This is a genomic window from Mycobacterium sp. IDUB_5 (assembly GCF_055419565.1).
Map to the genome: position 1 here is coordinate 168,566 of NZ_JBVAXX010000006.1, position 25,182 is coordinate 193,747.

Annotated in this window: 22 protein-coding genes; 13 read left to right on the plus strand and 9 right to left on the minus strand. The window is 68.7% G+C overall.

Annotation, left to right across the window (positions count from 1 at the left end):
• The first annotated feature begins 28 nt into the window (after positions 1–28).
• Positions 29–1,609 (plus strand): Na+/H+ antiporter, encoded by a 1,581-nt coding sequence (locus ACZY1G_RS20770; RefSeq protein WP_463823508.1) that lies wholly within the window; start codon positions 29–31, stop codon positions 1,607–1,609.
• Here the strand turns inward: ACZY1G_RS20770 and ACZY1G_RS20775 are convergent, their stop codons facing one another.
• Complete coding sequence (locus ACZY1G_RS20775; RefSeq protein ID WP_463817204.1) at positions 1,610–2,329, minus strand: SDR family NAD(P)-dependent oxidoreductase; 720 nt, start codon at positions 2,327–2,329, stop codon at positions 1,610–1,612.
• A gap of 94 nt (positions 2,330–2,423) precedes the next feature.
• Between ACZY1G_RS20775 and ACZY1G_RS20780 the strand changes: the two genes are divergently transcribed.
• The gene (locus ACZY1G_RS20780) at positions 2,424–3,026 is read left to right on the plus strand and encodes a TetR/AcrR family transcriptional regulator (protein ID WP_463823509.1); all 603 of its coding nucleotides are present in this window, start codon (positions 2,424–2,426) and stop codon (positions 3,024–3,026) included.
• Between the two features lie 24 nt (positions 3,027–3,050).
• On the opposite strand, the gene ACZY1G_RS20785 is transcribed toward ACZY1G_RS20780, so the two are convergent.
• Entirely contained in the window at positions 3,051–3,704 is a 654-nt protein-coding gene (locus tag ACZY1G_RS20785; protein WP_463816977.1) for a sensor domain-containing protein, read from the minus strand.
• A 35-nt stretch (positions 3,705–3,739) separates the two neighbouring features.
• On the opposite strand from ACZY1G_RS20785, the gene ACZY1G_RS20790 reads away from it, so the two are divergent.
• Positions 3,740–4,750 carry a uroporphyrinogen decarboxylase/cobalamine-independent methonine synthase family protein gene (locus tag ACZY1G_RS20790; protein ID WP_463816976.1) on the plus strand — a complete coding sequence of 337 codons (1,011 nt, stop codon included), beginning with the start codon at positions 3,740–3,742 and terminating at the stop codon, positions 4,748–4,750.
• Positions 4,751–4,785: 35 nt separating this feature from the next.
• On the opposite strand, the gene ACZY1G_RS20795 is transcribed toward ACZY1G_RS20790, so the two are convergent.
• Both ACZY1G_RS20795 and ACZY1G_RS20800 read right to left on the minus strand, forming a co-directional pair.
• Positions 4,786–6,402 (minus strand): 4-coumarate--CoA ligase family protein, encoded by a 1,617-nt coding sequence (locus tag ACZY1G_RS20795; RefSeq protein WP_463823510.1) that lies wholly within the window; start codon positions 6,400–6,402, stop codon positions 4,786–4,788.
• 16 nt (positions 6,403–6,418) lie between these two features.
• Positions 6,419–6,850 (minus strand): MmcQ/YjbR family DNA-binding protein, encoded by a 432-nt coding sequence (locus ACZY1G_RS20800; protein WP_463823511.1) that lies wholly within the window; start codon positions 6,848–6,850, stop codon positions 6,419–6,421.
• A gap of 93 nt (positions 6,851–6,943) precedes the next feature.
• Between ACZY1G_RS20800 and ligA the strand changes: the two genes are divergently transcribed.
• Positions 6,944–9,088 (plus strand): NAD-dependent DNA ligase LigA, encoded by a 2,145-nt coding sequence (gene ligA / locus ACZY1G_RS20805; protein ID WP_463823651.1) that lies wholly within the window; start codon positions 6,944–6,946, stop codon positions 9,086–9,088.
• On the opposite strand, the gene ACZY1G_RS20810 is transcribed toward ligA, so the two are convergent.
• A complete protein-coding gene (locus ACZY1G_RS20810) occupies positions 9,085–9,744 on the minus strand; it encodes an ACT domain-containing protein (RefSeq protein ID WP_463816973.1) in 660 nt (219 codons plus the stop codon). The two genes, ligA and ACZY1G_RS20810, sit on opposite strands and share 4 nt — an antisense overlap.
• Positions 9,745–9,826: 82 nt before the next feature.
• Between ACZY1G_RS20810 and gatC the strand changes: the two genes are divergently transcribed.
• The 5 genes from gatC (at position 9,827) to ACZY1G_RS20835 (ending at position 15,680) form a co-directional block, all read left to right on the plus strand.
• A complete protein-coding gene (gatC, locus tag ACZY1G_RS20815) occupies positions 9,827–10,126 on the plus strand; it encodes an Asp-tRNA(Asn)/Glu-tRNA(Gln) amidotransferase subunit GatC (RefSeq protein ID WP_463816972.1) in 300 nt (99 codons plus the stop codon).
• Positions 10,123–11,640 carry an Asp-tRNA(Asn)/Glu-tRNA(Gln) amidotransferase subunit GatA gene (gene gatA / locus ACZY1G_RS20820; RefSeq protein WP_463823512.1) on the plus strand — a complete coding sequence of 506 codons (1,518 nt, stop codon included), beginning with the start codon at positions 10,123–10,125 and terminating at the stop codon, positions 11,638–11,640. Before gatC ends, gatA begins: the two co-directional genes overlap by 4 nt.
• Before the next feature lie 18 nt (positions 11,641–11,658).
• A complete protein-coding gene (locus tag ACZY1G_RS20825; RefSeq protein WP_463816970.1) occupies positions 11,659–12,690 on the plus strand; it encodes an ATP-dependent 6-phosphofructokinase in 1,032 nt (343 codons plus the stop codon).
• A 100-nt stretch (positions 12,691–12,790) separates the two neighbouring features.
• The gene (gene gatB, locus ACZY1G_RS20830) at positions 12,791–14,302 is read left to right on the plus strand and encodes an Asp-tRNA(Asn)/Glu-tRNA(Gln) amidotransferase subunit GatB (protein WP_463816969.1); all 1,512 of its coding nucleotides are present in this window, start codon (positions 12,791–12,793) and stop codon (positions 14,300–14,302) included.
• A gap of 7 nt (positions 14,303–14,309) precedes the next feature.
• Positions 14,310–15,680: a sensor histidine kinase gene (locus ACZY1G_RS20835; RefSeq protein ID WP_463816968.1), complete on the plus strand. Its 1,371-nt coding sequence runs from the start codon at positions 14,310–14,312 to the stop codon at positions 15,678–15,680.
• Positions 15,681–15,686: 6 nt separating this feature from the next.
• On the opposite strand, the gene ACZY1G_RS20840 is transcribed toward ACZY1G_RS20835, so the two are convergent.
• Positions 15,687–16,790, minus strand: a complete 1,104-nt coding sequence (locus tag ACZY1G_RS20840; protein ID WP_463823652.1) for a PQQ-dependent sugar dehydrogenase — start codon at positions 16,788–16,790, stop codon at positions 15,687–15,689.
• Between the two features lie 167 nt (positions 16,791–16,957).
• On the opposite strand from ACZY1G_RS20840, the gene ACZY1G_RS20845 reads away from it, so the two are divergent.
• A complete protein-coding gene (locus ACZY1G_RS20845) occupies positions 16,958–17,791 on the plus strand; it encodes a DoxX family protein (protein WP_463823513.1) in 834 nt (277 codons plus the stop codon).
• Between the two features lie 3 nt (positions 17,792–17,794).
• On the opposite strand, the gene ACZY1G_RS20850 is transcribed toward ACZY1G_RS20845, so the two are convergent.
• Positions 17,795–18,184: a PH domain-containing protein gene (locus ACZY1G_RS20850; RefSeq protein WP_463816965.1), complete on the minus strand. Its 390-nt coding sequence runs from the start codon at positions 18,182–18,184 to the stop codon at positions 17,795–17,797.
• A gap of 297 nt (positions 18,185–18,481) precedes the next feature.
• Here ACZY1G_RS20850 and ACZY1G_RS20855 point away from each other — a divergent pair, with 297 nt between their 5' ends.
• Genes ACZY1G_RS20855 through ilvC form a run of 3 tightly spaced genes read left to right on the plus strand, consistent with a single transcriptional unit; the run spans position 18,482 to position 21,913 of the window.
• Positions 18,482–20,332: an acetolactate synthase large subunit gene (locus ACZY1G_RS20855; protein WP_463823514.1), complete on the plus strand. Its 1,851-nt coding sequence runs from the start codon at positions 18,482–18,484 to the stop codon at positions 20,330–20,332.
• A 31-nt stretch (positions 20,333–20,363) separates the two neighbouring features.
• Positions 20,364–20,864: an acetolactate synthase small subunit gene (gene ilvN / locus ACZY1G_RS20860; RefSeq protein WP_335333531.1), complete on the plus strand. Its 501-nt coding sequence runs from the start codon at positions 20,364–20,366 to the stop codon at positions 20,862–20,864.
• Positions 20,865–20,911: 47 nt separating this feature from the next.
• On the plus strand, positions 20,912–21,913 hold the full coding sequence (gene ilvC / locus ACZY1G_RS20865; protein ID WP_335333537.1) for a ketol-acid reductoisomerase: 1,002 nt from the start codon (positions 20,912–20,914) through the stop codon (positions 21,911–21,913).
• An 82-nt stretch (positions 21,914–21,995) separates the two neighbouring features.
• Here ilvC and ACZY1G_RS20870 read toward each other — a convergent pair whose 3' ends face one another.
• On the minus strand, positions 21,996–23,270 hold the full coding sequence (locus tag ACZY1G_RS20870) for a hypothetical protein (protein WP_463816963.1): 1,275 nt from the start codon (positions 23,268–23,270) through the stop codon (positions 21,996–21,998).
• A 433-nt stretch (positions 23,271–23,703) separates the two neighbouring features.
• On the minus strand, positions 23,704–25,152 hold the full coding sequence (locus ACZY1G_RS20875) for a phytoene desaturase family protein (RefSeq protein ID WP_463823515.1): 1,449 nt from the start codon (positions 25,150–25,152) through the stop codon (positions 23,704–23,706).
• Positions 25,153–25,182 lie beyond the last annotated feature (30 nt).

The window sequence follows — 25,182 nt, forward strand, 5'->3', positions numbered from 1 at the left end:
GTGTGCACCGTGGCGTGAGGGTGACGAGGTGGACCATGCCGAGGTGCTGATCACCGCATTGCTGATGGCCGTCGCGGCGCTGGGTGCGCTCGCGTGCCGACTCTCGGTGCCGTATCCGATTCCGTTGGTGATCGGGGGCGCGCTGGCGGGGTTCATCCCCGGCCTGCCCGACATCAGCCTCGAACCCGACCTCGTGCTCGCGCTGTTCCTTCCACCGCTGCTCTACAAGTCGGCGATCTATGCGAACTTCGGCGATTTCCGCACGGGGCTGCGCAGCCTCACGCTCAGCGCCGTCGCCCTGGTCGTCGTCACGATGGGCGTCGTCGCATGCGCCGCTCACGCTGTCATTCCCGACATGCCTTGGGAGGCAGCCTTTGTCCTCGGTGCGATCGTGTCGCCGACAGATCCCGTTGCCGCGGCGACGATCATGCGCCGCCTGGGCGCGCCCCGCAGGTTGATCAGCAGCGTCGAGGGAGAAGGTCTGTTCAACGACGCCACCGCGCTCGTCGCGTTCCGGGTCGCGATCGCCGCGACGGTCGCGGGTGGCTTCTCGCTCGCCGATGCCGGTCTGAGCTTCGTGCTGGGTGCGCTCGGCGGCATCGCGATCGGGCTGGTGGTGGGCTGGCTGTCGGGGTGGGTGCGCGCCCGCATCTACGACGCGCAGATCAGTGTCACGATCTCGCTTCTCACCGGCTACGCCGCGTTCCTACCCGCCGAAGCGGCGGGGGCCTCGGCCGTGCTGGCAGTCGTCACCGCAGGCATCGTCATGGCGATCCGCAGCCCCGAGGTGCTGGAGGCCCGGCCGCGGCTGCAGGGCTATTTCGTCTGGGACATCGTCGATTTCCTGATCAACGCCACCCTGTTCGCGATGATCGGTCTGCAGCTGCACGCGATCGTGTCGGGCTTGCACGAATACCGCTTCCCGGCGCTGATGGGCTATGCGGTCGCGGTGATCGCCGCGGTGGTGGCCAGCCGCTTCCTGTGGTTCTTCTCGGTGCCGTATCTGATCCGGGTACTCGACCGACGCCCCCAGCAGCGCCGGAGACGCGCACCGGCATCGTGGCGACTCGTGTTGGCGTGGAGCGGGATGCGCGGTGCGGTGTCTCTTGCGGTGGCGTTGGCCGTGCCGGTGCAGACAGCGGACGGGTCGCCGTTTCCGCACCGCGAGCTGATCCTGTTCCTCACGTTCGCGGTCATCTTCTTCACGCTGGTGGTGCAGGGGTTGACGCTGCCGGCGCTGATCGACCGGTTGGATGGCACGGCCGACCCCGAGACCGCAGAAGAAGACCGTGCGCGTCTGGCGGCTGCGCGTGCGGCGATCGATCGCATCGACCAACTCGCGGACGAAGAGTGGACACGCACCGACACCGCGGAACGCATGCGGGGTCTGTACGAGTACCGCACCCAGCGTTTCGAGGCCAGGCTGGCCGGTGACGAGGTCGGCGAGTACGAGGAGCGTTCGCGGGCGTATCAGGACATGGTGCGGTCGGTCTTGGAGGCGCAGCGTCGCGAGCTGCTGGCGATGCGGCGGGACGGGAAGCTCTCGAACGAGGCCTTCAATCGGATCCTGCGCGACATCGATCTCGAAGAGTCGCGCCTGGAGACGTGATCACACCTCGAACGGGAAGGCCAGAGGCGGGCCGGACAGTAGTTCCTTGGCCTTGCGGCCGAGCGCGTCGAAGATCTCCACCTCGCCCGCCTCGAGCCCGTCGAGAGCCACGGTGACCAGGTCGGCGGGGTCGACGACAGCGCCCTCACCGAACTCGATTCCTTGCCGTTCTGCGAAGTCGAAGAGCGTCTGGGTACCGATGAGACCTGGAATCAACGCTGCGACAAGCGTTCCTTGATCAGCGAGTTCCATGCGCGCGTTGTTGGTCAGACCCCACTCGGCTGACTTCGAGGCAGCGTAGGCGGCGTTTCCGTCGACGGTCGTCCATGCTGCTGCCGAGAGTACGTTGAGGATCGCGCCGCCTCCATTGCGGGCGAGGACGGGTGCGAAGGCGCGGATCAGCGCGAGCGTGCCGAAGTAGTTCGTCTCCATCACGGATCTGATCGCACCGAGGTCTCCGGTGATCAGATGTCCTCCGGCGGTGTCGGCGGCATTGTTGATCAGGATGTCGACGTCTGGCGCCGCCGCCACGGCGGCGTCGACCTGGCCGGCGTCGGTGATGTCGAGCCGGACCGGCTCGACCCCGGGCACGTCGATGAGTTCGGGGCGTCGCGCCGCGGCGTAGACCTTCGCCCCGCGTCGCAGCAGCTCGATGGCGAAGGATCGGCCGAGGCCGCGGTTCGCGCCGGTCACCAGAGCGGTGGCGCCGTGAATCTGCATAGGAGTGTTCCCTTCGGGCAGTGAAGATGACCATGCGGTCATGTTTTCACCGTGGCACAACATGACCGATCGGTCAACTTGGTACCCTGATGCCATGTCGCCGCCTGCCCGCCCCCAGCGCGCCGATGCCACCCGCAACCGCGCGTCGCTGGTGGCGGCGGCCGAGAAGGTGTTCGCCGACAAGGGGCACTCCGCCTCGGTGGCCGACATCGCCGCTGCAGCCGGGGTGGCCAAGGGCACCGTGTTCCGGCACTTCGCCACCAAAGAGGATCTGATCGCCTCGGTCGTGTGCGATCACATCGCTGTACTGTCCAGTGCTGCAAGACAACTCGCAGATTCTGCGGAACCGGGGGAGGCCCTGCTGGAGTTCCTCACCGTCGCCGCGGATCAGCGGCGGCAGCACGACCTGACGTTCGTGCAGACCGCCAGCGACGACGATCCCCGTGTGGTGAGGGCGCGCACCGAACTGCACGAGAGTCTCGAGGTGCTCGTCGGGCGGGCCCGCGAGGCGGGGGCTGTGCGCGCCGACATCACCGAGGCCGACGTGTTCCTGCTGATGTGCGCGCCGGTCCATGCGGTCGAGTACGTCGCCGACCCGTCGCCGGAGCTGTGGCGGCGCTACCTCGCGATCATCTTCGACGGGTTGCGGCCGCAGGGCGCGCACCCGCTCCCGCACCCCGCGCCGGTGTTGCCGTAGCTTTTCTTCTGCGGCTCGCGCCCCTCAGCGCGGCACGTTGTCGACGATGTTCGTCATCACCAGTTCGGGCACCGAGTCGGGAAACGAACAGAACGTCACCTCGACCATCACCACGGACTTCACCTGGTAGTCACGGCCACACGAGCCCGGACGGATGCGCACCGAATCGTCAGTGGCGAGCACATCGCCGACCAGCATCGAGCCCTGCTCGGTGTCGCTGCACGCATCGATCTGCCGGGTCAGATCGGTCAGCGCGGTGACCGCGGTCGCGGTGTCGCGATACCCGGCAGCGGCCTGGGAGATCAGCCCGCCCCGCCGGGGGCTCTGGTAGGTCTCCTTGTGGAACTCCTCGACGTCGGGGCCGAAGACCTCCGTCTCGGCGAACAGCCATCCGCACTCCTGCGGCAGCTCTCGGGAGAAGGGGTCAGGGAGAAATCCCTGATCGGTCGGAATGTCCACGGGCACTTTGCTTTCCATGCCCGGCACCGGGCTGAGGTCGGCGCCGGCGCCGCTGAGCGCCTGCATCTGCGACCGATCCAGCAACAAGGCGTCGACGTCGACCGGCGAGCGGGAATTCTCGTCGAGGGCGGGCACCGGTCGGGTGGCTGCGCCAGAGACGGTCTGCGTGCATCCGGAAAGGACGACTGCCAGCGCGCACAGAAGCACACGGCCCGTCATGCCCCGACACTAATGCGTCGCCTATCGTCGGGCGAGTGACTGCTTTCGCCACCGCGACAGGGATCGGATCATGGCCGGGTGTGTCGGCCCGAGATGCCGCCGAAGTGGTGGTGGGGGAGCTGCACCGGCTGCCCCATCTGGTCGAGTTGCCGGGCCGCGGCGTGGGCGCCGACATGATCGGACGCGCGGGTGCGCTCCTGGTCGACATCGCATTGGACACGGTGCCCCGCGGTTACCGCATCGCGGCGGGGCGCAGCGCGGCGACTCGTCGTGCGGTGAGCCTGCTCGACGAGGACGTCGACGCACTCGAAGAGGCTTGGGAGAAGGCAGGATTGCGCGGCGGTGATCGGGTGGTCAAGGTGCAGGCCCCCGGTCCAGTGACACTCGCCGCGCACCTGGAACTGGGCAATGGGCATCGAGCGATCACCGATGCCGGCGCCGTGCGGGATCTCACCACGTCGCTGGCCGAGGGGGTGGCAGCGCACCGGGCGGAGCTCGAACGGCGACTGCAGGCCACAGTCGTCGTCCAGTTCGACGAGCCCACCCTGCCCTCGGCGCTGGCCGGGCGGCTGAGCGGGGTGAGCAGTCTCAACCCGGTCCACCCGGTGGACGCGGCAGTGGTCACCGGGCTGCTCGACGAGTGTGTCGCCCGCGTCGGCGGCGAGGTCGCCGTGCACTGCTGCGCCGCCGACGTTCCGTGGACGGTGTTGCAGCGCAGCGTGATTGCTGCGGTGATGGTCGACGTCCGGACGCTGAACGCGACCGATCTCGACGGGGTCGGCGAGTTCCTGGAATCCGGCCGCACGGTGCTGCTCGGGGCGGTGCCGGCACTCGCGCCCGCGCCCCGGCCAGCCGTCGAGGAGATCGCCGCCACGGTGGCCGCGGTGACCGACAGGCTCGGCTTCCCCCGGACCGTGCTGCGCGACCGGGTGGGTGTCACCCCGGCATGCGGGCTCACGTCCGCGACGGTCGAGTGGGCCCGCCGCGCAGTCGAGTTGGCACAGAAGGTCGCCGACGGCCTGGCCGAAGACCCCGACTCCGCATAGCTCGCAGACGGGGTAGCGCTCAGACGGTGCAGCTCTCAGGCGTTGCGCAGATCCTTGCGTAGGATCTTCCCCGACGCGGATTTCGGTATGGCGTCGATGAATTGGACCTGCCGAACCTTCTTGTAGGGCGCCACCTGGCCGGCGACGAAGTCGATGACCTCGTCCTCGGTCAGCTCCGCGTCGGCCTGCTTCACCACGTACGCCTTGGGCACCTCTTCGCCGTCGTCGTTCGGCACCCCGATCACCGCCGCGTCGGCGACGCCAGGATGGCCGAGCAGCACGGCCTCCAGCTCGGCCGGGGGCACCTGATAGCCCTTGTACTTGATCAGCTCTTTGAGCCGATCGACGATGTACACACAGCCGTGGGCGTCGACCTGCGCGAGATCACCGGTGTGCAGCCAGCCGTCGTCGTCGATCGTGGAGCGAGTGGCTTCGGTGTTGTTCAGGTATCCGGCCATCACATTGGGGCCCTTGAACCACAGCTCACCGGTGGCGCTGAGACCCTCCTCGGGAGGGTTAATGTCCTCGCCGGTCTCGGGGTCCACGATCTTGGACGCCGCGTTCGAGACCGTCCAGCCCACCGAACTCAGCGGCGCATCGACATGCATGTCGTGCTTGCCGGCGTCGAACGGGGTGATGTGGCTGACGGGGCTGAGCTCACTCATCCCGTAGCCCTGCACGACACGGCAGTCCAGCCGCTCGGCGACGGCGCGACCGAGGTCGGCGTCCAGCGGAGCCGCCCCCGACATCACCACCTTCAGAGACGACAGGTCGTGCTCGTCGACCAGCGGGTGCTTGGCCAGCGCGACGGCAACCGGCGGTGCGATGAACGCGATCGTGCACCGATGCTCGGCGATGTTGCCGAGGAACTGGCCGAGGTCGAAGCTCGGCATGATGATCAAGCGGGCCCGCGCGTGCAGCGCGGCGTTGAGGAGCACCGTCATCCCGTAGATGTGGAAGAACGGCAGCACCGCCAGAACGACGTCGTCGGGAACCATGCCGTGCAGCGGTCGGATCTGCGCGACGTTGGCCACCAGGTTGCGGTGGGTCAGCATCACACCTTTGGGGTTGCCCGTTGTCCCGGAGCTGTAGGGCAGCGCGGCCAGATGCGACGACGGGGCGAACGTCACGTCCGGAGGTGGGGGGTTGCCGTCGTGGAGTTCGACGGCGCTGGGGTGGCCGTCGACGGCCCGACCCGGCCCGTCGAGCACCACGAGGTTCTCGGCGGGAATCCCGACCAGCTCGACGGCCTCCGCCGCCGCCGAGGCCAATGCGGACACCGTGATCAGCATGGTCGCTCGTGAATCCGTCAGCTGTTTGGCGATGTCTTTCGCGGTGAACAGCGCGTTGATGGTCGTTGCGGTCGCTCCGGCACGCAGGATGCCGTGAAACGCGACGGCGAACGCCGAGCTGTTGGGGGCCAACAGCCCGACGACGTCGCCGACCCCCAATCCGCGTGCCGCGAGCGCGCCCGCGAACGAGTCGATTCTCGCGACCATTTCGCGATAGCTGGTGTGGCGGCCGGTGGCGGAATCGACCAGCGCGACGCGGTCCAGATGCTCGGCGTCCGGGCCCGCCAAGCCGGCGAACAGATAGTCGTAGACGCTTGCGGTGGGGATGTCGACTTCGGGGAAGGGGCTCGAGAAGCTCATGGTGTCTCCGATCGAATCATGTCCGGGGCGCATCGGGTCGGTCTTGGTCGAGCTGCTTGATCGATTTCTTCGGCGCGGTCAAACGGTAGGAGGCGTCGATGAGTTCTCCGACCTCGCCCCAGTCCACCTCCGCGATGGGTGTCGCGGAGAGGTCCAGCCCGAGCCATCCGAACGGACCCAGGTAGGCGGGCACGAAAAAGCGATCGTCCTGTTCGAGGGCCAGTCGGTCGCTCTGGTCGACCTTGACCAGCACCGCATACGGAAAGCGGATGTGTTCCCCACCTCGGGTGCCCTTCTGGGAGCCGCCGTAGACGACGAACATCTTCGGTGCGCAGAACACGGGCCTGCCGTGAGAGACCTTCTCGAATGCGCCGGGGTAGGCGAGCGCGATCGCGCGGACCTCCGCGAGCCCGGGATCGTGTTCGGAGAACATGACCGGATGCGGCATGTCTGCAGGGTAGCCAGAAGCCCCGGCCATCATGTCTGTGCTCTTCGATAGCCTGCGAGGGTGAGTCCGAAGCCGTCCCCGAATCCCGAGGCAATGCTGGCCGAGCAGGCCGGCGACGCCCCGGACGCCGAGGTGCGTCGGCGCTGGCAGGAGCTCGCCGACGAAGTGCGCGAGCACCAGTTCCGCTACTACGTGCGCGACGCACCGACCGTCTCCGACGCCGAGTTCGACACGCTGCTGCGTCGCCTGCAGGCCCTCGAGGACACCCATCCCGAGCTGCGCACACCCGACTCGCCGACCCAGCTGGTCGGCGGCGCCGGCTTCGCGACCGACTTCACCCCGGCCGAGCATCTCGAACGAATGCTCAGCCTGGACAACGTCTTCGATCCCGAGGAGCTGGCCGCCTGGGCGGCGCGCATCGCGGGGGAGATCGGCCCGGACGCCCAGTACCTGTGCGAGCTGAAGATCGACGGTGTGGCGCTCGCGCTCGTCTACCGTGACGGCAGGCTCGTCCGCGCCGCCACCCGGGGTGACGGCCGCACGGGTGAGGACGTCACGCTGAACGCGCGCACCATCTCCGACATCCCCGAAATCCTCACGGGCACAGACGAATTCCCGGTGCCTCCAGTCTTAGAGGTGCGCGGTGAGGTGTTCTTCCGGGTGGCGGACTTCGAAGAGCTGAACGCGGGGCTGGTCGCCGAGGGCAAGCCGCCGTTCGCCAATCCGCGCAACAGCGCCGCCGGCTCGCTGCGCCAGAAGAATCCGGCGGTGACGGCGAAGCGCCGGCTGCGGATGATCTGCCATGGGTTGGGGCACATCGAGAGTCCCGGGGGCTTTCCGTTCGCGACGCTGCACGACGCGTACCGCGCGCTCGGAGCGTGGGGTCTGCCGGTGTCTGAGCACACCGCGCAGGTCCGAGGGCTGGAAGCGGCCACCCAGCGCATCGCGTACTGGGGCGAGCACCGCCACGACGTCGAGCACGAGATCGACGGCGTGGTGGTCAAGGTCGACGAGGTGGCGCTGCAGCGCCGCCTGGGGGCGACCTCGCGTGCGCCCCGCTGGGCGATCGCCTACAAGTATCCGCCGGAGGAGGCGACGACCAAGCTCCTCGACATCCGCGTCAACGTGGGCCGCACCGGACGGGTGACACCGTTCGCCTACATGGAGCCTGTCAAGGTCGCGGGTTCGACGGTCGGGCTGGCCACGCTGCACAACGGTTCGGAGGTCAAACGCAAAGGCGTGCTGATCGGCGACACGGTGGTGATCCGCAAAGCCGGCGACGTCATCCCCGAGGTGCTCGGCCCCGTGGTGGATCTGCGGGACGGCTCCGAGCGCGAGTTCACGATGCCGACGCACTGTCCGGAATGCGGAACCGAGCTGGCGCCGGCCAAAGAGGGCGACGCCGACATCCGCTGCCCCAACTCGCGGTCCTGCCCGGCGCAGTTGCGCGAGCGGGTGTTCCACGTCGCCGGTCGCGGCGCCTTCGACATCGAGGGGCTGGGTTACGAAGCCGCCACCGCGCTGCTGGCCGCCAGGGTGATCACCGACGAGGGGGACCTGTTCGGGCTCACCGCCGAGGACCTGCTGCGCACCGAGTTGTTCACCACCAAGGCCGGCCAGGTCTCGGCGAACGGCAAGCGGCTGCTGGCCAATCTGGGCAAGGCCAAGGCGCAGCCGCTGTGGCGGGTGCTCGTGGCGCTGTCCATCCGGCACGTCGGGCCGACGGCCGCGCGTGCCCTCGCCACAGAATTCGGCAGCCTCGAGGCGATCACGTCGGCCTCCGAAGAACAGCTCGCCGCCACCGAAGGTGTCGGTCCGACGATCGCCGCCGCCGTCATCGACTGGTTCACCGTCGACTGGCACCGCGCAATCGTCGACAAGTGGCGCGCCGCCGGGGTCCGGATGGAGGACGAGCGCGACGCGAGCATCGAGCGCACGCTCGAGGGGCTCTCGATCGTGGTCACGGGCTCACTGACGGGATTCAGCCGCGACGACGCGAAAGAGGCGATCATCGCGCGTGGCGGCAAAGCCGCCAGCTCGGTGTCCAAGAAGACGGCCTACGTGGTCGCCGGCGACGCCCCCGGATCGAAATACGACAAGGCGATCGAACTGGGCGTCCCGGTGCTGGACGAGGACGGATTCCGCCGCCTGCTCGACGGCGGCCCCGACAGCGTCGCATCCGAGGTCGCGCCGGAGGCCGACGCGCAGGTCGATTCGGATGTCGAGCCGGCGGGCTAACGCAGGATCGTCGCGATGATGCCAGCGAGGTAACCCAGCCGCGCGACCTCGCTCGGACGGAACTCGGGCCCGCCCGCCCGGCCGAGCACGATCGCGGTGTGGGGGTCGCCCAGCGGCGCGGCGGCCAGTGTCGTGTCCATGTCCTGCCACACCTGGGGCACCCAGTCCGCGTGACCGTCGAGGGCCGTCGGTGAGTCCAGCGGCAGCCAGGGCGTCTGCGCAGCCTGCGTCTCGGGCGCCCCGGAGCTGCCGACCACTCGGTGCGGCCCCTGCTCGGTGAGGCGGGTCACGGTGCACCAGCCGACCCTCAGCACCTTGGGTGCTTCGTCGACGAGCACCTGCAGGCGGCGGTCCTTACCGTCCGCGGCGGCCACATGGTCGATCAGCTCCAGTTCGCGGTGCGCTTCGAGCAGCCCGGTGTGAGGCCGGATGCTGTCGACGTAGACACCGTTGAGCTTCTCGGCCGCGGTGATCAGCAAGTCGGGCATGGCGCCGGGCGGGAGCTCGACCACCAGGTCGTCGACGGCATAGCCGGAGGTGCGCTCGACCACATCGAGCGACAGGATGTCGGCGCCGACGGACCCCAGGGCCACGGCCAGGGAACCGAGGCTGCCCGGCCGGTCCTCCAGCTCGACGCGCAGCAGATACGACGGCACGCGCAACACTGTGTCACGGACTCCTGTGCAGCGGCGACTCGGACGAAAGCCCCGGCGTCACGGTGAACTAGGCTTCGGGGTCGTGTCCCAGATCTCCCGAGACGAGGTAGCGCACTTGGCGCGCCTGGCCCGTCTGGCCCTGACCGACGAAGAACTGAATAGTTTCGCGGGTCAGCTCGGCGCCATCCTCGGCCATGTCAGCCAGATCCAAGCCGTCGACGTCACCGGCGTCGCCGCCACCGACAATCCGCTCGCGAGCGTGAACGTCTTCCGGTCCGACGAGCCGCAGCCGTGCCTGACCCAAGACCAGGCACTTGCCGAGGCGCCCAACGCCGTCGACGGACGCTTCGCGGTGCCGCGCATCCTGGGAGAGCCCGAATGAGCGATGAGCCGCTTACGCGAAGAGCAGAAGGCAGCGACCTGATCCGGCTCGACGCCGCCACGCTGGCAGCCAAGATCGCCGCCGGCGACGTGTCCTCGGTCGAGGCGACCCAGGCCTGCCTCGATCAGATCGCCGCGACCGACGGCGAGTACCACGCCTTCCTGCACGTCGCGGGTGATCAGGCGCTGGCCGCCGCCGCCGAGGTCGACAACACCGTCGCCGCAGGCGGTCAGCTGAGCTCGCCGCTGGCCGGCGTGCCGCTGGCACTCAAGGACGTGTTCACCACCGCCGACATGCCGACCACCTGCGGATCAAAGATCCTCGAGGGGTGGACGTCCCCGTACGACGCGACGGTGACCGCCCGGCTTCGTGCCGCCGGGATTCCGATCCTCGGCAAGACCAACATGGACGAGTTCGCGATGGGCAGCTCGACCGAGAACTCGGCTTTCGGGCCCACCCGCAACCCCTGGGACACCGAGCGCGTGCCCGGCGGTTCCGGTGGCGGGAGCGCGGCGGCGCTGGCCGCGTTCCAGGCGCCGCTGGCGATCGGTTCGGACACCGGCGGGTCGATCCGCCAGCCGGCCGCGCTGACCGCCACGGTCGGGGTGAAACCGACCTATGGCACGGTGTCGCGCTACGGGCTCATCGCGTGTGCGTCATCCCTGGATCAGGGCGGCCCGTGCGCCCGTACCGTGCTGGACACCGCACTGCTGCACCAGGTCATCGCCGGGCACGATCCGCGCGATTCGACGTCGATCGACGCTGAGGTGCCCGATGTCGTCGCAGCCGCGCGGGCCGGCGCGGCCGGTGATCTCACCGGGGTGCGCATCGGAGTGGTCAAGCAGCTGCGCAGCGGCGAGGGCTACCAGCCCGGCGTCCTCGCGTCGTTCACCGCGGCCGTCGACCAACTCAGCGCGCTCGGCGCAGAGATCACCGAGGTGGATTGCCCGCACTTCGACTACTCGCTGCCGGCGTACTACCTGATCCTGCCGTCGGAGGTGTCGTCGAACCTCGCCAAGTTCGACGGCATGCGCTACGGGCTGCGCGTCGGCGACGACGGCACCCACAGCGCCGAAGAGGTGATGGCACTGACCCGCGCTGCCGGCTTCGGCCCAGAAGTCAAGCGTCGCATCATGATCGGCGCCTACGCGCTCTCGGCCGGCTATTACGACGCCTACTACAACCAAGCGCAGAAGGTCCGCACGTTGATCGCGCGCGACCTCGACGAGGCGTATCAGCGCGTCGACGTGTTGGTCTCGCCGGCGACCCCGACCACCGCGTTCCGGCTCGGCGAGAAGGTCGACGATCCGCTGTCGATGTACCTGTTCGACCTCTGCACACTTCCGCTGAATCTGGCCGGCCACTGCGGGATGTCGGTGCCCTCGGGCCTGTCGGCTGACGACAACCTGCCGGTCGGGCTGCAGATCATGGCGCCGGCGCTGGCCGACGACCGGCTCTACCGCGTGGGTGCGGCCTATGAAGTTGCCCGGGGTCCTCTGCCAACTGCGCTCTGACAGAGGAGGATGGTCACCATGCGTATCGGAGTGCTGACCGGCGGTGGTGACTGTCCTGGCCTGAACGCGGTGATCCGGGCCGTGGTGCGCACCTGCGACGTGCGGTACGGCTCGTCGGTGGTGGGCTTCCAGGACGGCTGGCGCGGCCTGCTCGAGGACCGCCGCATCCAGCTGCGCAACGACGACCGCAACGACCGGCTGCTCGCCAAGGGCGGCACGATGCTCGGCACGGCGCGGGTCAACCCCGACAAACTGCGCGCCGGCCTCGATCAGATCAAGCAGACACTCGAGGACAACGGCATCGACGTCCTGATCCCCATCGGCGGCGAGGGCACGCTGACCGCGGCGCACTGGCTGTCGGAAGAGAACGTCCCCGTCGTCGGCGTGCCGAAGACGATCGACAACGACATCGACTGCACCGACGTCACGTTCGGCCACGACACCGCGCTGCACGTCGCCACCGACGCCATCGACCGGTTGCACAGCACCGCAGAGTCCCATCAGCGGGTGATGCTGGTCGAGGTCATGGGTCGCCACGCCGGCTGGATCGCGCTGAACGCGGGCCTGGCCTCGGGTGCCCACATGACGTTGATCCCCGAGCAGCCGTTCGACGTCGAGGAAGTCTGCCGGCTGGTCAAACAGCGCTTCGTGCGCGGAGATTCGCACTTCATCTGCGTGGTCGCCGAGGGCGCCAAGCCGGCCGAGGGATCGATGTCGCTGAAGCAGGGTGGCACTGACGAGTTCGGCCACGAGCGCTTCACCGGGGTCGCCCAGCAACTGGCTATCGAGGTCGAGAAGCGGATCAACAAGGAGGTCCGGGTCACGGTGCTCGGGCACGTCCAGCGCGGCGGCACCCCCACGCCCTACGATCGCGTGCTGGCCACCCGGTTCGGCGTCAACGCCGCCGACGCCGCGCATGCCGGGGAGTTCGGGATGATGGTGTCGCTGCGCGGGCAGGACATCGGTCGGGTCCCTCTGGGCGACGCGGTGCGTCAACTCAAGCTGGTGCCGCAGAGCCGCTACGACGACGCCGCGGAGTTCTTCGGCTGACTTTTCCCGGCGAGCAGACGCGAACTCGCGCGACTCGCCGCGAAACCACGCGAGTTCGCGTCTGCTCGCCGGGGAAAAGTGACCCACTAGGATCGGGGCCATGTCTTCCGTGACCTCGGCCACCGCACCGCTGCTGGACTACGACCAGGTCATCGCCGCCTACGAGCCGGTGCTGGGCCTCGAGGTGCATGTCGAGCTCTCCACGCAGACCAAGATGTTCTGCGGTTGCCCGAACCGCTTCGGCGGCGAACCCAACACCCAGGTGTGCCCGGTGTGCCTCGGGTTGCCGGGCTCGCTGCCGGTGCTCAACGGGGCCGCGGTCGAGTCCGCGATCCGCATCGGCCTCGCGCTCAACTGCCAGATCGCGCCGTGGGGCCGGTTCGCCCGCAAGAACTACTTCTATCCCGACCAGCCGAAGAACTACCAGATCAGCCAGTACGACGAGCCGATCGCGGTGAACGGATACCTCGACGTTCCGCTCGACGACGGCAGCACGTGGCGCGTGGAGATCGAGCGCGCGCACATGGAGGAGGACACCGGCAAGCTGACCCACCTGGGCAGTGACACCGGTCGCATCGCCGGCGCCACGACCTCGCTGGCCGATTACAACCGCTCCGGCGTGCCGTTGATCGAGATTGTCACCAAGCCGATCGAAGGCACCGGTGAGCGCGCCCCCGAGATCGCCCGGGCGTACGTGACCGCATTGCGAGACCTGTTGCGCGCCTTGGACGTATCCGATGTGCGGATGGATCAGGGCTCGATGCGCTGCGACTCGAACGTCTCGATCAAGCCGATCGGCCGAGCCGAGTTCGGTACCCGCACCGAGACGAAGAACGTCAACTCGCTCAAGAGTGTGGAAGTCGCGGTGCGTTACGAAATGCGCAGGCAGGCAGCGGTTCTGGAGTCCGGCGGCACGGTGACCCAGGAGACCCGGCACTTTCACGAGGACGGTTACACCTCGCCGGGGCGCAGCAAGGAGACCGCGCAGGACTACCGGTACTTCCCGGAACCGGATCTCGAGCCTGTCGCCCCGAGCGATGACCTCGTCGAGCGGCTGCGCGCCACCATCCCCGAACTTCCGTGGTTGTCGCGCAAGCGAGTTCAGCAGGACTGGGGCATCTCCGACGAGGTGATGCGCGACCTGGTCAACATCGGGGCGCTGGACCTGATCACGGCCACCGTCGAGCACGGGGCCTCCAGCGACGCCGCACGTGCCTGGTGGGGAAACTTCCTGGTGCAGAAGGCGAACGAGCAAGGGGTCGAGCTCGACGCGCTCGCCATCACCCCCGCCCAGGTGGCCGCAGTGGTCGAACTCGTCGACGACGGCAAGCTCTCGAACAAGCTCGCCCGCCAGGTCGTGGAGGGTGTGCTGGCCGGTGAGGGTGAACCCGACGAGGTGATGACCGCGCGCGGTCTCGCGGTGGTCCGCGACGACTCGCTGATCCAATCCGCGGTGGACGAGGCGCTGGCCGCCAATCCCGACATCGCCGAGAAGATCCGAGGCGGCAAGGTCGCCGCTGCCGGCGCGATCGTCGGCGCGGTGATGAAGGCGACCAAGGGGCAGGCGGACGCCGCGCGCGTGCGCGAGCTGGTCATGGCCGCCTGCAGTTGACGCTCCGATGACGCGCGCCCAGGACCTGGTACTGCGCCTGCTCTCGCACCCGTTGCGGCTGCTGTCGCTGCGCTCGATCGTCATCCTGGCCCAGGTCGGCGTGATCATCCTGGTTCTCACCCTCGGCATCTGGGTGTGGGTGGGCGTCACCAACGACCAGTACGACCAGCTCGACCGGCGGCTGGACTCACTGTCGAGCCTCGGCGACGTCAACACGCTGCTGCGCAGCGCGCAAGAGGGAGTCGGACCGGAACCGGCCGAGGGCGGACTAGTGCGGACTGCGCGCATCGGCCCCGTCGCCGTCTCGATGCCGCCCGAGATCACGCTGCCGGAGCTGCCCAACGGGTACGCGGACGCGACCATCGGCGGCGTCGAGTACCGCATCCGCACGATCACCACCGGGTCCGCGTCGATCGCACTCGGTGCGCCGCTGGCCGACACCAAGGCCCGGATCGACTCGCTGCACTGGCGGGTGTTCTGGATCTGCGCGGGCGTGATCCTGGCCACGTTGCTGGTGGGGTGGGTGATCGGGTTGATCATGGTCAACCCGTTCCGGCTGCTCGCCCAGCAGGCGCGCGCCATCAATGCCCAGTCCAACCCCGACGAGGTGCAGGTGCGCGGGGTGTGGGAGGCCGTCGAGATCTCCGAGGCGGTGGAGGGGATGCTCGCGCGCATCGGTGACGAGCAGCAGCGGACCCGGGCGGCGCTGGAATCAGCGCGTGACTTCGCCGCGGTGGCCTCGCACGAACTGCGCACCCCACTGACGGCCATGCGCACCAACCTCGAGGTGCTGATGACCCTCGACCTGGGCCCGGAGCAGCGCCGCGAGGTCATCGGTGACGTCATGCGCACGCAGACGCGTATCGAGGCGACGCTGTCGGCGCTCGAGCGGCTGGCCCAAGGCGAGCTGACCACGACGGCCGACTTCGTCCCCCTCGATGTCGCCGAACTCCTCGACCGCGCCGCCCACGACGCCATGCACAACTACCCGGGGCTGGAGGTCACCCTCGCCTCGTCCACGACGGTGCTGATGCTCGGCATGCCGGCGGGTCTGCGGTTGGTGGTGGACAACGCGATCGCCAACGCCGTCAAGCACGGCGGTGCCACGCGCGTCCAGCTCAGCGTGATCAGTTCGGCCGACGGCGTCGAGATCGCCGTGGACGACAACGGTTCCGGTGTGCCCGACGAGGAACGTCAGGAAGTCTTCCAACGCTTCCACCGGGGGTCCACCGCGTCGCGCTCCGGTTCAGGCCTGGGGTTGGCGCTCGTCGCTCAGCAGGCTGAAATCCACAGCGGCACAGCGACGTTGGAGCACAGTCCGCTCGGCGGTACGCGTCTGATCCTGCGCCTGCCGGGGTCCGGGCCCAGCCAGACCTGAGTCGTTCTAGGTCTTTTCGTCGTTGGCCCGCGGGAAGCCGCCGCCCTGCGGGAACAGCGGGAACACCACGTCGTCGAGCTTCTGGGCGTCCCCGGAGGTCTTGTTGACCGTGGCACCCCAGATGTTGCCGTCGGGTGCGACCTGCAGCGCCCAGGCGTGACCGTGCTGGTCCTGGCGCACCACCTCGGGTTCGCCGGTCACCGCGCCGGTGTCGGGCGCCATCCGCACCGCGACGGTCTGCTTGGTGTTGACGAGGTTCACCAGCACGGTGCCGTCGAGCGCGGCGCAGCCGGCCACCCCGGGGCGGTCCGGCCAGGACCACACCGTCGACACCTTCGAGTCCTTGGTGATGCGCTGCAGCCGGTCGCCGGTCGGTGTGCGGTCGGTGACGTACAGCGATTCGTCGGACGGGTCGATGCACATACCCCCACCGGGCCCCAGGCCCGACAGCGCGGTGGTGGTGGGTGCCTGGTTGACCGTGGTGGGCTGTTCGATGCGGAGCAGCTTGCCCGCCATCGAACTGGGATCCGATGCCAGCGCGGGATCGCCTGCGTCGCCGGTTTGCACCATCAGCGTGGTGGGGCTGGTGAACACGAGTGACCCCGAGTTGCCGGTAGCGCCCTTGGGTATGCCGGTCAGGATCGGCTTGGGCACGTCACCGTCGGCGATGCGCACCACCCTGTTGTCGGTCGGCGTACTGATGTAGGCGTAGGTCAGCCGATCCTGCTGGTAGGTGGGCGACTGCACGATGTCCATGAGCCCGCCATCGCCGCTGCCGTCGACCGGGATCGTCATCTTGACGAACGGCTCGGCCTTCGTGGCGACCTGCTTGACCGCGCCGGTGACCCGTTCGGCGACGAGCGCCGACTGGCTGTCCGGCAGCATGATCAGCCCGCTGGTGCTGTCCAGGCAGCCCTGCATCACCCCGGGGGCGGGGCACTGCTTGGGGAACGGTTGAGCGGGCAGGGGCGGCGGGGGAGGCGGCGTCGAGGTGGCGCCCGGCGCCATCTGCGGCTCCGTCGTGTAGGGCTGCGACTGGGCCGAATCGAAGCGCGCGCAGCCGGTGATGCCGATCAGCGCAGCACTGGCCACCACCGTGGCGGTCCGCATCGAGCGGCGTCGACTCATGCGAGCCAGATTACGGATCGTTGCGCAGTGCTCGCCACGGCGCCCGCGCGCCCACCTGGTCGGGGAGTCCTCACCAGCGCGAAAACACGTGGTCGGGCGCGCCGAGCGAATTCCCGGCCACGACCTGAGCAGCACTTACCCTGACTGGTGTGACCAGCCCGCATGACTCGCAACCCTGGCAGCGGCCCGCCGACTCGAGTGGCCGGCCTGCGTCGGCGCGTCTGGTGGACCCCGAGGACGATCTGCCCTCGGAACACTACGGCGGCGACTTCGAGACCACGGCGATCCCACGCTACGACACCGCCAAACCGTCCGATCAGCAACCGTTCGGGCTGTTGGGCGACGCCGAACCCCTCCCGTACGTGCAGCCGAGCGCCGGTCTCGCACCCGGCTCCTACGGGTCGCCGGCGGTAGCGCCGACCGAGGTCGGCGTCTTCGACGAGGATCGCGCGCGGGATCGCCGCGGCACCCAGGACCTCGGTCTGCTGGTGCTGCGCGTCGCCGTCGGCGCCCTGCTGGTGGGTCATGGTCTGCAGAACCTGTTCGGGCTGTGGGGCGGTCCCGGCTTGGGCGGATTCCGCGACTACCTCGACGGCGTGGGGTTCCGGTACGCCGACATCCTGGGCTACATCGCAGCGGGCGGCGAGATCGCGGCCGGCATCCTGCTGGTGCTGGGGCTGTTCACTCCGGTGGCGGCGGCGGGCGCGCTGGCCTACCTGATCAACGGGGTGCTCGCCGAGGCGGTCGAGGCCCACAACGATGCGCGACTGTCGGCGTTCCTCACCGACGGCCACGAGTACCAGGTCCTTCTCGTCGCGGCGGTCGCGGCGATCATCCTCACCGGGCCCGGGCGCTACGGCCTCGACGCCGGGCGTGGATGGGCTCGCCGGCCGTTCCTCGGCTGCTTCGCCGCGTTGGTTCTCGGAATCGGCGCCGGCGTCGCGATCTGGGTGCTGCTCAACGGCGCGAACCCGCTGACCTGAGCGCTACTCGTAGGGATTCGGCACCCGGCCGCCGCTCGCGGCCGTCAGCACGGGCAGGCTCGCGAAGGTGACGGCAGGCAGCGCGGTCTCGCTGCCGTCGGTGCGCCGCGCCAGAGCCCAGGCTTTCTTGCCGAAGCGCAGCCCGTCGATGTCCTCCCAGCGCATCGTCTGCGTCCCGAACAGGGTGCGTGCGGTGACGGTGTCGCGGTCGGCGACCGTGCGGTAGCGCGCGACCGCGACCGACAGCGCGACGGGGACCACCAACAGAACGGCGAACCAGCCGGGCCCGGCGAACACGATGGACAGCAGGGCCAGCGCGAAAAGGGCGACGGCGAGATGCGCCATGGGGGATATGCGGATCACGACCGGGGCGGGCGACGCGGTGGATGCCATCTGCCCATCATCCCATTCCGGGGGAGGTGGGAAATTAGACCGACCCCGGCGGAGCTGGGAATTTGACCGAAGTCCAGTTCGCGAGCTACCGTCGGGAGCTATGCAGGTCCTGGACTCTCTCGTAGTAATTGGGTTGCGCGTTGATGCCGCGCTAGCCCTGGTCCGGGCATAGCACAACCGCATCGACGCGCAACCCTCGCTCAGCCTCCCGGCTGACGGGGGTTTTTTGTTGCCCCAGCACTGATTTGAGAAGATCTACCCAAGCCACACAGGCCGGACAGGACACAAGAGGACACCGTGAGCGCACCCACCACGCGAGCACCTGAGCAGCCGGCGACCCCGGCCAACGGGACTCGTACCGCCGCCCCCACTACGCCGCAACCCAAAAACGTTGCGCCACTTCAGCTCACCGGCGCACAAGCCGTCATCCGTGCCCTCGAGGAACTCGACGTCGACGTCATCTTCGGCATCCCCGGCGGTGCGGTGCTGCCCGTCTACGACCCGCTCTACGACTCGGTGAAGCTGCGCCACGTGCTGGTCCGGCACGAGCAGGGCGGCGGTCACGCCGCCAGCGGCTACGCCCACGCCACCGGCCGCGTCGGTGTGTGCATGGCCACCTCGGGCCCCGGCGCCACCAACCTGGTGACCCCACTGGCCGATGCCTACATGGACTCGATCCCGGTGGTGGCCATCACCGGTCAGGTCGGCCGCAGCCTCATCGGCACCGACGCCTTCCAGGAAGCCGACATCTCCGGCATCACCATGCCCGTCACCAAGCACAACTTCCTGGTCCGCAACGGTGACGACATCGCGCGCGTCATCGCCGAGGCGTTCCACATCGCCTCCAGCGGCCGGCCCGGCCCGGTGCTCGTGGACATCCCCAAGGACGTGCTGCAGGGCCAGTGCACCTTCGCCTGGCCGCCGAAGTTCGAACTCCCCGGCTACAAGCCGAACACCAAGCCGCACAACCGGCAGATCCGTGAGGCCGCCAAGCTGATCGCGGCCGCCCGCAAGCCGGTCCTCTACGTCGGCGGCGGCGTCATCCGCGGCGAGGCGTCCGAGGAGCTGCTGGCGTTGGCCGAGCTCACCGGCATCCCGGTGGTCACCACGCTGATGGCCCGCGGCGCGTTCCCCGACAGCCATCCGCAAAACCTCGGCATGCCCGGTATGCACGGCACGGTGGCTGCGGTGGCGGCGCTGCAGCGCAGCGATCTGCTGATCGCGCTGGGCACCCGCTTCGACGACCGGGTGACCGGCAAGCTGGATTCCTTTGCGCCCGAAGCCAAAGTGATCCACGCCGACATCGATCCCGCCGAGATCGGCAAGAACCGCCACGCCGACGTGCCGATCGTGGGCGACGTGAAGGCGGTCATCACCGATCTGATCGAGGCTCTCCGGCGCGACAGTGATCTCGGCTCGACCCCGCTGGACAACTGGCGGGAGTACCTGAGCGGAATCCAGTCGACCTATCCGCTGAGCTACGGACCGCAAAGCGACGGCAGCCTGTCGCCGGAGTACGTGATCGAGACGCTGGGCAAGATCGCCGGCCCCGACGCGATCTACGTGGCCGGCGTGGGACAGCACCAGATGTGGGCAGCGCAGTTCATCAAATACGAGAAGCCCAAGACGTGGCTCAACTCCGGCGGTCTCGGCACGATGGGCTACGCGGTGCCCGCGGCGATGGGCGCCAAGATGGGTTGCCCGGAGGCCGAGGTGTGGGCCATCGACGGAGACGGCTGCTTCCAGATGACGAATCAGGAACTGGCCACCTGCGCCATCGAAGGTGTGCCGATCAAGGTCGCGCTGATCAACAACGGCAACCTCGGCATGGTGCGGCAATGGCAGACGCTGTTCTACGAAGAGCGCTACAGCCAGACCGATCTGGCCACCCACACCCGTCGCATCCCCGATTTCGTGAAGCTCTCCGAGGCGCTGGGCTGTGTCGCGCTGCGCTGCGAGCGCGAAGAGGACGTCGCCGACGTGATCCGTCAGGCGCGCGAGATCAACGACCGCCCGGTGGTCATCGAGTTCGTCGTCGGCGCTGATGCTCAGGTGTGGCCGATGGTCGCCGCAGGTACCAGCAACGACGAGATCCAAGCGGCGCGCGGAATCCGACCGCTGTTCGACAACGAAGAGGGGCACGCCTGATGAGCGCTTGCGCGAAGAAGAGAGGGCTCTGATGAGCACCATCCACACCCTGTCGGTGCTCGTCGAGGACAAGCCCGGCGTGCTCGCTCGCGTGGCGTCGCTGTTCTCACGGCGCGGCTACAACATCTGCTCGCTGGCTGTTGGTGCCACCGAGCAGAAGGACCTCTCGCGGATGACGATCGTCGTCGACGTCGAGGATTCGCCGCTCGAGCAGATCACCAAGCAGCTCAACAAGCTCGTCAACGTGATCAAGATCGTGGAGCAGGACGAGGACAACGCGGTGTCGCGGGAGATCGCACTGATCAAGGTGCGCGCCGATGCCACCACCCGCGGTCAGGTCATCGAAGCCGTGAACCTGTTCCGCGCCAAGGTCGTCGACGTGTCCAACGAGTCGTTGACCGTCGAGGCCACCGGTACCCCGGCCAAGCTCGAGGCGCTGCTACGCGTCCTGGAGCCGTACGGTATCCGAGAAATCGTCCAGTCCGGTGTGGTGTCGCTGTCGCGTGGCCCCCGCGGAATCGGCACCAAGTAGCTGAAAAGCACAGAGTAGAAAGAAGATCCACGACAATGGCAGTTGAGATGTTCTATGACGACGACGCGGACCTGTCGATCATCCAGGGCCGCAAGGTCGCCGTCATCGGCTACGGCAGCCAGGGGCACGCGCATTCACTGAGCCTGCGCGACTCCGGGGTGCAGGTGAAGGTGGGCCTCAAGGAGGGGTCGAAGTCCCGCGAGAAGGTCACCGAGCAGGGCCTCGACGTCGATACCCCGGCCGAGGTGGCCAAGTGGGCCGACGTCATCATGCTCCTCGCGCCGGACACCGCGCAGGCAGAGATCTTCACGAACGACATCGAGCCGAACCTCGAAGACGGCAATGCGCTGTTCTTCGGCCATGGCCTGAACATCCATTTCGGTCTGATCAAGCCGCCGGCCAACGTCACGATCGGCATGGTCGCGCCCAAGGGCCCGGGCCACCTGGTCCGCCGGCAGTTCGTCGACGGCAAGGGCGTGCCCTGTCTGATCGCCGTCGATCAGGACCCCAAGGGTGAGGGCGAGGCGCTCGCACTGTCCTACGCGAAGGCGATCGGTGGCGCGCGCGCCGGTGTCATCAAGACCACCTTCAAGGAAGAGACCGAGACCGACCTCTTCGGTGAGCAGGCCGTGTTGTGCGGCGGCACCGAGGAATTGGTCAAGACCGGCTTCGAGGTCATGGTCGAGGCGGGCTACGCGCCGGAGATGGCGTACTTCGAGGTGTTGCACGAGCTCAAGCTGATCGTCGACCTGATGTACGAGGGCGGCATCGCGCGCATGAACTACTCGGTGTCCGACACCGCGGAGTTCGGCGGCTACCTGTCGGGCCCGCGGGTCATCGATGCCGACACCAAGAAGCGGATGCAGGACATCCTCAAGGACATCCAAGACGGCACGTTCGTCAAGCGGCTGGTCGCCAACGTCGAGGGTGGCAACAAGGAACTCGAGGGCCTGCGCAAGGAGAACGCCGAGCACCCGATCGAGGTCACCGGCAAGAAGCTGCGCGACCTGATGAGCTGGGTCGATCGCCCGATCACCGAAACCGCCTGATTTCGCCGTGATTTCGGTGTAGTTCGTCACGCTGGGCGTGACGAACTACACCGAAAGCGTTCGCAGGGTGACAGGTGGCGCCCTATGTGCCGGCGCCGGGGGTGCCGCCGGTGCCACCGCTGCCGCCGGCGCCACCGTCACGCCCGCTGCCAGCCTGTCCGGCGTGGCCGCCGGTGCCCGGGGTTCCTTCATTGCCGGCGTTGGAGTTGCCATCCGGCGAGTTGCCATGTCCGCCGCGACCACCGGAGCCGCCGGGGCCACCCGTCGCGCCCTGGCCGTCTGCGCCCCGCGACGTCCCGGCGCCACCGTCTCCTCCGTAACCGCCTTCGCCGCCGGTGCCGCCCTCTCCGCCAGGCTTGGTCACGTTGCCCGTGCCGCCTATGCCTCCTCGGCCGCCCCCGCCACCGAGGCCGCCGTCGCCACCGGTTCCGCTCCCGCCGGCAGCGCCTCCCGTTCCGCCGGTTCCGCCCGCACCACCGTCAGCGCCTCTCGCGCCGGGTCTCGGGGCAGACCCGCTGTTGCTTCCGTCGCCGCCGTCACCCCCGCCGCCGCCTGCACCGCCGGCGCCGCCGTCACCGCCGAAGGCGGCACCGGCACCACCGCTACCGCCGCTGCCGCCGTTTCCGCCCGCAGTCGCCGGGGTCCCCGCCCCGAAGCTACCTTCGCCGCCTCCGCCTCCTGCCCCGCCGTCGCCGCCGGTGCCCGAGAAAAGACCGGCTTTGCCGCCACTGCCTCCGTTGCCGCCGTTCGCGCCGGGACCGAACACGGCGTTCCCGCCGAGGCCGCCCTCACCGCCGTCACCGCCGTCGCCCTTGAAGCGGCCGCCCGCGCCGCCGTTGCCGCCCTTCGCACCGGCACTCGCGACGCCAAATTCATCGGTAGCGCCGTCTCCGCCCTTGCCGCCGCTGCCGCCTGTTCCACCGAACAGACCGCCCTTCCCGCCATTTCCACCGGCTGTGGGACCCGTTGTAGCTGTGCCGTCGAGACCGTCGGCGCCATTGCCGCCGTTGCCGAACAGTCGCCCGCCGTCCTGTCCGGCCTCTCCCGGCAGCACGCCGTCTGCGCCGTTGCCGATCCACATCACGCCGAATCGGTCGACCACGGTCAGGCCCTCGGCGGTCTTGGTGAACGTGAACAGCAGCCCCACCCTGACGCCGTCGGGACCGGCGAGCGTGGCCGATGCGATGCGCGTCGTGTCAGCTGCGTTGTCGTCGGACCGATTTCGTATCGATGTCTTCGGCAGCGGTGCGGACACGATGGTGGACTCGACGATCCGGAGATGCCGCGGGGCGCGAGTGCCGGTCGAGCTGATGAAGTCGGACAGCGCGCCGGTCACCGGGATCTCGGTGGGCGTCACGTTGGCGGGCGCCGCGGCACGCGACCCGGCACCGCAGGGCGTCCCGGTCGTCAGGGCGGCTAGGGCAACGGCGAGGTCCGCGGCGGGAACGACGCCCGACGCGTGACGCGGTTGTTGGCTGCTCGCCTTTGCTGCAACCGCGGAACCAATAATCGGGCTCGCGGGAGGTGCGATGCCGCCAGCAACGCCACCCGCTATCGCGAGTGCGCCGATAGACGTTGTGGCACAGGCGATCAACCTCGTGCGCGATGATGTGTCGGACGCCCGGCGATGCCGTCCGCCAATGGTAGATTTTGAAAACGACACGAGTTTCTCCCCTGTTCGCCAGAATGGCCTGTTTACGTACGCGGGGAGCGTATGACGACTTTGCTGTCCGGGAATGAGTATTGGACTACTCGATTTCGAGAAGTCTTCGCGATCGACCTTCGCGGAATCAGGGCGCGAGGCGCGGCATCGTGGTGATGCCGAATTCACGGCGTAGCACCGTGCGTGCCGCGTAGTAGCCGGCCATCCCGTGCACACCGGTGCCCGGTGGCGTCGCCGACGAACACAGGTACGCCCTGGGAATCGGCGTCGTCCACGGGTTCAGCCGCAGAGTGGGTCCGACCATGGCAGCGAACAGCGTTGCGCCGCCGACGATGATGTCACCGCCGACGTAGTTCGCGTTGTGGTCGGCCATCCGGGCGGCCGGCACGCACCGCGCGGCGACCACGAGATCGCGGAAGCCGGGCGCGGCACGCTCGAACAGTCCGGTGATCGTCTCGGTGAGGTCGGCGGTCGAATTCGCGGGCACGTGCGCGTAGGTCCACAGCGGGCGGCGACCCTGGTCATCGATACGGGACGGATCGACCACATGCGGCAGCGCGGCCAGTGTCATCGGCCACTCGGCATGGCGGCCCGCGGCGACTTCGGCCTCGGCGAGTGCCATCTGCGCACGCGTGCCACCCATGTGCAGGGTGCCCGCCTGCGCCAGACGTGGGTCGCGCCAGGGAATCTCGCCGGACAACACGAAGTCCACCTTGCAGACTCCAGGACCGAATCGATAACGCCGCAACGCTTGTGCGTATCTCGCCGGCACCGCATCGCCGTAGATGTCGAGCAGGGCCGTCGGGGCGGTGTCCCAGATGACGACCCCGCCGGGCGGCGTGGACACGGGTTCGCCGAGGACCAGTTCGCCGCCGTGAGCCACCAGATCCGCGATCAGGGCATCGGCGATCACCTGCGTGCCGCCGACGGGCACCGGCCATCCCGCTGTGTGCGCCACCGTCCCGAGCATCAAGCCCGCCCCGCTGTTGACGGGGGAGGGCATCGGCGAGATGGCGTGCGAGCCAACGCCGGTGAACAGCGCGCGGGCGTCCTCGCCGCGCAGCAGGCCCCACGCCGGGCTGCCCATCGCCAGGACCCGCACCCCAGCGCGCACCGTGGTCAGCAGGTCCGGTGGCAGCGACCGCTTGTCGCCGAGGAAGAAGCCCAGCACCCCGTCGACGTGCTCGGTCAGCGGGCCGAACAGGCGCCGCCAGGAGGCGCCGTCGTCCAATTCCGCGCAGGTGCGCTCCAACGAGCGGTAGGCGACCGCGGCCGGCCGGTCGGGCAGCGGGTTCGCATACGACACCTCCGGGGTGCGCAGCTCCACGCCGCGCGCCGCGAGATCGAACTCGGCGAAGAAGGGGGAGGCCACCCCCAACGGGTGAACGGCCGAGCAGATGTCGTGGACGACGCCGGGATACTCCGGGTCGGGCGCCGAGCGAGCGCCGCCGCCGGCGGTGGGCTGGGCCTCGATCACCCGGACCGACAGGCCGGCCCGTGCGCAGATCACCGCGGCAGCCAGCCCGTTGGGCCCGCTTCCGACGACCGTGACGTTGGTGCCGCTTTCCCCGCTCACCACCCGATCATTACAGCCCACTAGGCTGAG